The organism is Paraburkholderia sediminicola (assembly GCF_046026855.1).
GTDB classification, from domain to species: Bacteria; Pseudomonadota; Gammaproteobacteria; order Burkholderiales; family Burkholderiaceae; genus Paraburkholderia; species Paraburkholderia sediminicola_A.
Window position 1 is genome coordinate 1 of the sequence record NZ_JAQQET010000080.1, and the last position, 2,267, is coordinate 2,267.

The 2,267-nt window shown below is 61.3% G+C and carries 2 protein-coding genes; both read right to left on the minus strand.

Going from position 1 to position 2,267, the window contains the following annotated elements; genetic code table 11:
- Nucleotides 1–910: threonine aldolase family protein (locus PQR40_RS38845; RefSeq protein ID WP_408511269.1), on the minus strand; the 910-nt coding region annotated here is incomplete at its 3' end.
- A complete protein-coding gene (locus PQR40_RS38850; protein WP_408511270.1) occupies nt 907–2,190 on the minus strand; it encodes a dicarboxylate/amino acid:cation symporter in 1,284 nt (427 codons plus the stop codon). The genes PQR40_RS38850 and PQR40_RS38845, both read right to left, overlap by 4 nt.
- Between the last annotated feature and the right edge of the window lie 77 nt (nt 2,191–2,267).

Below are 2,267 nucleotides of genomic sequence, written 5' to 3' on the forward strand. Positions count from 1 at the left end.
CGTGAACCGCGAGCTGCCGCACGTAGTCTTCTGCTTTCCCGTTCGGTACCTTCAGCCGAAGAATATTGGTCTGAGGCGGGTACTGGCCAGCCTCCACGACCGCGCCATTCCGTAGGCGTTCCCAAAGCAGCAGCGTGCGCCGGTGATCCTCCGCGAGCCTCGCCGGCATCGTCCTTAACGCGACCAAACCAGCGGCAGCCATGATGCCCGCTTGCCTCAGTCCGCCACCAATCGTTCGCCGAAAGGTTCGCGCGCGCTCGATGAATTCACGAGACCCGAGCAATACTGAGCCCATCGGCGCGCTGAGTCCCTTTGACAGGCAAAACGTGACACTGTCGCTATGCTGCGCAATATCGCGCGCAGCAATATCCAGAGCGACCGCTGCGTTGAACAGACGCGCTCCGTCAAGATGGACGGCTGCGTCTCGCTCATGCGCGAGTCCGGCAACCTGCGCCAAGTAGTCGAGCCTCTGAACGCACCCGCCCGCTGCGTTGTGGCTCGTCTCGATCGCCACCATCGCAGTCGGTTCCCCGTAGCGCGAGTACCCGCCGCGGAGGCTGTCGCGCAGTATGTCCAGGTCCATTTCCCCGCGATGCGAGGGAATCGTACGGCAGAACAGACCTGCGAGGCGTGAGACGCCACCGCCTTCCGAGTTGGCCATATGGGCTTGCTGGTCGAGCACGGCTTCACCGCCGCGACGTGCATGGACGAGCGTGGCAATTGCATTGCCCATCGTGCCGCTGCATACGAAGAGTGCATCCTCCTTACCCAGCAAGGTTGCCGCTTCCTGTTCCAGCGTGTGGACAGTCGCGTCGCCTTCCAGCGTATCGTCGCCGAGCGTCGCGTTGCGCATGGCGTCCCACATCGCTTCGGTAGGACGCGTCACCGTATCGCTGCGCAAATCGATCATGCAAGCCCCCTGGGCGTGGCGGTTCCGCTCTCCGGCGCGCTTTGCCCAGGCGTACGCGCGGTAGCGGGTTGCTCATACGCGACATGCGCCAGCTTCATCACCAACTTCACGGCCACTGTGTTGCTATAAACGTTGATCGCCGTGCGGCCCATGTCAAGAAACGCATCGACACCGGCGATGATCGCCAGCGCTTCGACCGGCACCCCGATCGTAGTCAGCACCATCGCGACCGCGACGAGGCCGCCCGACGGCACATTTGCGCTGCCCTTGCTCGCGAGCGTGGTGACGATCACGATAGACAACAGCGTGTGCCAGTCGAGCGGAATCCGATACGCATCCGCCAGAAAGCCGACTGCGAGCGCGAAGTACATGATGGAGCCGTCACGATTAAACGCATAGCCGAGCGGCAGCACTACCGACGCTATGGCTTTCGGCACCCCCATCAGGACGAGCTTCTCCATATGCACCGGCAAGCTCGCTTCCGACGAACGGGTCGCAAACGCCAGCAGCACGGGCTCGCTGATCTGGCGGCTCACTTTCAGCGGACTTTCGCCGATCGCCTTCAGAACAATAGCGAAAAGCACGAGAAGCACCGCGAGGCCGAGGTACATCACGCCTACTAACTTGACAAGCGCGAGTAGCGTTCCCAGTCCCTGGGTGGCGAACAGCCACGAGATGATCGCGAAGATAGCAATCGGCGAGAGCGAAATGATCCAGTCGGTCACCTTGAAGACAGCGCCCATCAGCGCGTCGAGTACGTCGATCAATGGCTTCGCGCGATTGCCCAGCGAAGCGAGCGCGAGTCCGAGAAGCACCGCGAAAAACAGCACCGGCAGAAGATTGCCGCCTGACATCGCGACCACGATGTTGCTCGGAATCATGTCGAGAAAGAACTTTGTCCAGTCCACGCTGGCTGCGATCACCTTGCCGGGTTTGGCTGCTGCGGCGAGGTTAGCGCCGAGGCCTGGATGAAACAGCGCGTTGAGCGCCAGACCGATGAAGATAGAGAGCACCGTCGCCACAAAGAAGTAAGCCAGGCTGATCGCCGACACTCGCCCGAGCGAACGGGCCTGATTACCCATCTGGTAAATGCCGAGCGTAATCGCGGTGAACACAAGCGGCACGACGATCATCTTGATCGCCTGCACGAATGCCGTTCCAATCGGCTCGAGCGTCGCAGCGAAATGCGGAAACAGAAACCCGACAACGCACCCCAGCACCAGTCCGAGGAGCATCTTGACAGGCAAAGCGATTTTTCGACGACCGTGCTGCGATTGCATGGTTACTCTCCCGGAACAGCGTGACGGCAAGTGTTAAGTAGGTGCGAGAGGCGTTACGCCCGTTCCTCGCCCAGGTG

Coding starts and splice junctions, on each gene's coding strand:
- PQR40_RS38850 (WP_408511270.1), bottom strand. CDS start 2,190: ATGCAATCGCAGCACGGTCGTCGAAAAATCGCTTTGCCTGTCAAGATG.